The sequence below is a fragment of the Arthrobacter sp. H14 genome, assembly GCF_000520495.1.
GTDB lineage: Bacteria > Actinomycetota > Actinomycetes > Actinomycetales > Micrococcaceae > Arthrobacter_C.
This window is the reverse complement of the sequence record NZ_KI914688.1, coordinates 2,506-6,431: the sequence shown is the minus strand read 5'-3', so window position 1 is coordinate 6,431 and position 3,926 is coordinate 2,506. Positions and strand designations below refer to the sequence as shown.

2 protein-coding genes and 1 pseudogene are annotated in these 3,926 nt (G+C 60.7%); 2 read left to right on the top strand and 1 reads right to left on the bottom strand.

Features of this window, described 5'->3' with window-relative positions:
* Positions 1 to 2,336 (bottom strand): Tn3 family transposase (locus Y707_RS27580; protein ID WP_051442210.1); only part of this gene is annotated, 2,336 nt, incomplete at its 3' end.
* Between the two features lie 167 nt (positions 2,337 to 2,503).
* On the opposite strand from Y707_RS27580, the gene Y707_RS0119100 reads away from it, so the two are divergent.
* Together Y707_RS0119100 and Y707_RS31745 are read left to right on the top strand one after the other, a co-directional pair.
* Positions 2,504 to 3,574 carry an IS110 family RNA-guided transposase gene (locus Y707_RS0119100; protein WP_026536267.1) on the top strand — a complete coding sequence of 357 codons (1,071 nt, stop codon included), beginning with the start codon at positions 2,504 to 2,506 and terminating at the stop codon, positions 3,572 to 3,574.
* A gap of 77 nt (positions 3,575 to 3,651) precedes the next feature.
* A pseudogene (locus tag Y707_RS31745) lies at positions 3,652 to 3,926 on the top strand (DUF3560 domain-containing protein); the annotation flags it as partial.

Here is a 3,926-nt window from a genome sequence, read left to right as displayed (position 1 = left end):
CTGGCGCGGTAGAGGCGGATCGAGCCGATGTTCTTCAACCTCGGCAACAGCTTGAAGCCCAGGAGCTCGGTGAAGGCGAACCCGACAATCGAGGCACCGTGGGTATCGACGTAGTTCGCCTCGATCTCGGCAGTGGTGTCGTGGCGAAGGACTCCTTCGATCATTGCCGCGACCTCGGACGAGGAACAGTTCTTCAGCTGGGAGTAGATACAGGTGGATTTCTCTTCGACGTGCCAGTAGATCATGACCCCGGGGCCGCCGTACCGGTTGTGCCATTCGGTCATCAGGTTCGATTCCCAGGAGCCGAACTTCTTCGAATCCGACGCACACGCGTTGCCTGTACCCCACCATGCCGGGTTCCTGGCCTCAAAGGTGGCGTTGACGACTTTCACGATTGCCTGGCGGAGGCTGTCTTTGGTGATGAACGTCCGGCGGACATGCCGCAGCTCGCGTTCGGTCTCAGTATGTCCGCCGGCGTTCGCGATCGCTTTGATGCCCATATTCGTGCCCAACCCGAACAAACACATGAGCAGCCGGCGCCGGAGCGTGTCCTGGCCAAGGTTTTGCCGCGAAGAGATGGAAGTGAACTCTTCCGTGCACCCGGTCAGGAAGTCAGCCTCCTTGAAAACTTCCAGCAAATCCAAGGTACCCCGCCGCCGGATCAGTTCGTCTTTGAGTTTGCCCAGATTCGCCGGTTCAACTTGTTTTTCCAGCTTCGGCACCATGATCCACGGGGCACCGCGGCGTTGGGTGATCTTGACCCCGCATGCCGTGTCACCAAGAAGCGCATTGTCCAGGCTCTCCAGCGCCCGGGTCATCCTGGATCGCAGATCGTTGATGAATACGGTCGGATCCAGGGGCTGACGGAGCCTCTCGTAATGCAGTTCCCGGGTCCCGTCGAAGTCTTTCGGCAGGTCGTCCTCCGGATCCCGCCACTTCCTGGCCCCTGTGACGAAGACTTCCCGCCGGCGTAGAGCATCCCGCAAAGACACCAGCAGGCACAGCTCGTACGGGATCCGCTCCACCCGCCCGTTCTCGTCAGTGACGGCGCCAGCCCAAGCCTTCGGCACCACACCAACCAAGGGGATCTGTTCATCAATGCTGAAGTACTGGGCTTTGCTCCTCACTTCGGCATACTGTTTCAGCAGTGCGATGGCGGCCATGATGGGCCGGAACGCCGTGTTGTGGCAGCGGAACTGCAGCACGGACAACAACGCCGGCAACATCCGTCGGTAGTGGTTCGAATACGACCCCCGCAATACGGTCCGGACCTTGCCCTGGAACACGCTCTCGTTGGCTTTCGCTTCCTTCACGAGCTGCTGCAGGGTTTTCTCGCTCACCACCGGGAAGAGCGCGTCCCGGACTGTCTCATCAGGGTGTTCGACCGCTGTTTCGGCCAGCCGGAAGAGCAGCTCTGTCTTGCCCCTCACCCGTTGGAGATCGTCAGTGAGTTCCTTCTCGACCTTCTTCACCGCACTGGTATTGATCTTCAACACCAAAACCAGGAGCAGATCGACCAGGCTGTCCGTGATCCCCACTGTTCGTTGATGACACAACGCCGCCAGCAGGGTTAACCGCGCAGCTTGGGGCGTGTCCCAGAAATCAGACGGATACATCCTGGCCGCCCTGGCGCGCCACGCGTTCACGACCTTCTCCGATACCCCGGCAAACAAATCCGGCGGCAAATCCAATGCTTGAGCGGCAGAGAGCTTCTCTACCTCCGCCAGCAAGGATTCCAGTCCGGCAGGGCCAGGATCGGCTTTCAACGCCGCCAGAAACGACCCAGCAGTGCCATCCGCGACCACTGCTTCCAACCGGGCCGCACCCGCCGGGCCAAGACGAGCAACGACGCCGGTGCAGAGCTCTTGCTCAAAGGCCGCTCTTGCTGAACCAACGATCCGTGAAATTCGGGCAGGTGGTTCAATCTTCAGTTGTCGGCAACGGACCGCTAAAGCCTCCGCCAGCGCGCCATCACGTACCTCCCTTGGGCATACGTCCTGCGCCAGCCAGTTTGCCAAGACGGCCTCATCAGCGAGTGAAAACTCCCTGAACCCAAAAGCCTCGCGAATCTGTACACGATGGCGTTTCGACGTTCTGCCTGAAAAGTCATAAGCATCGAGTGCAGAAGCGGTCGTACAAAGCTGGTCAGCAACGTAGGACACCGAGCCAGCAGGAAAATCAGCTGCATCACGGGCGAAACGCGCCTCCAGCTCGAAGAACTTCAACAACATGACGAACCCGAGACCCTGCGCACCGGTCTTCTGCCCCAACAACCGTCGATCTACCTCTACAAGAGTCCAATCCGCCAACAGCTCATCAGAAAACCCACCGTCCATGCACTCACACTACCGACTGGCACCTTATGACACGTTCAGGAGTACTGGGCCCTGTAAGGGGGTTGTGTCCCGTCACAGTATTGCCCCGCAGTGAATTTCTCTCCCATGCCGAACGCCGGTCGCATCACGACCAACTCGTTAGTTCCTTCGGAAGAAAGGTGGCCGCGGTGACCATCGTTTCGCACTCCCGCCCATTTGTCATAGGTGTGGACTGCCACGCCCGCACCCACACCTACGCCATCCTGGATCCTCGTACTGGCCAGCAGATCGGGTGCCAGCAGTTTCCGAGCACCAGTTCCGGGATGAACCGGGCCATTTCTTGGGTTGCCCGGCACGCCGGCGGCGACTTGGGAACTTTGTGGGTCATTGAAGGCATCGGCGCCTACGGGGCCCGCCTGGCCAGGGCTGTCACCCAGGCCGGTTACGACGCCGTTGAAGCGCCCCGGATGAGTGCCCGTGCACGTCGCGGGATAGGTAAATCTGATCCACTGGATGCCGCGGCGATCGCGGTTGCTGTCCTGGGCTTGGATGAGACCAGGTTGCGGCAACCCCGACAGGACGAGGGCGTGCGCGCCGCACTGCGGACCTTGGCCTCGGCTCGGGATCAGCTGACCCGGGAGCGGACGGTGAACGTCAACGCCCTCACCGCTCTCGTGCGGGTCAACGATCTCGGTATCGATGCTCGAAAGCCCTTGACCACTACCCAGATCCTCACGATCACCCGGTGGCGGGAACGTGAGGAGCCGCTGGAAGTGATGATCGCGCGCGAGGAAGCCATTCGTCTTGCACGAAGGATCAATGACATCACTGCACAACTAGACGCGAACCAGAAGCGCATGACCGGGTTGATCCAGCAAAGCCCTGCTGCGCCGATTCTGGATATTACGGGTGTCGGGGCTGTCACGGCGGCTGTCATTCTCACTGCCTGGTCCCACCCCGACAGGGTTAGGAACGAGGCTGCGTTTGCCTCCCTGGCCGGCGTGAGCCCAATTCCTGCTTCCAGCGGCAATACGACTCGACACAGACTCAACCGGGGTGGCGACAGGCGCCTTAACCGGGCATTACACACCATCGCGATGGTCCGCATGACTCACGACCCTGATACCCGCGCCTACGTCGAGAAACGGATCCAAGAGGGCCGCACCACACGCGAAATCCGTCGAGCACTGAAACGCTACATCGCCCGTCATCTCTACCGCACCCTGAACACACTCCACGCAGCTCCGATGACTATTTGACAGATATAGAAGCGTCGGGGGATAGGAACCGCGATAACTGGCTTAGCGGATCCCCTGACCACCTGAAGGAGAACACCATGTGCGAGTTGACCATCACCCATACCCCGGCCGAGGGAACCCTGATCGAGGGCACAGGTAAGGACATGCACGGTATCTACGTGCTCAAGTACTACGGCTGGCGTTGGAGCCGGAACCTTGGCTCCTGGTTCCGCCCGCAGTCCCGGGACCGCCTGCCGAACACCACGGCGATCAACGCGACCGCCGAGGACCTGCGCAAGCTCGGGCACACGGTGGCCGTCGAGGTGGAGGAAACCCTCCGGCCCGCCGTCGACGTCGAAGCCGACCGGCAGGG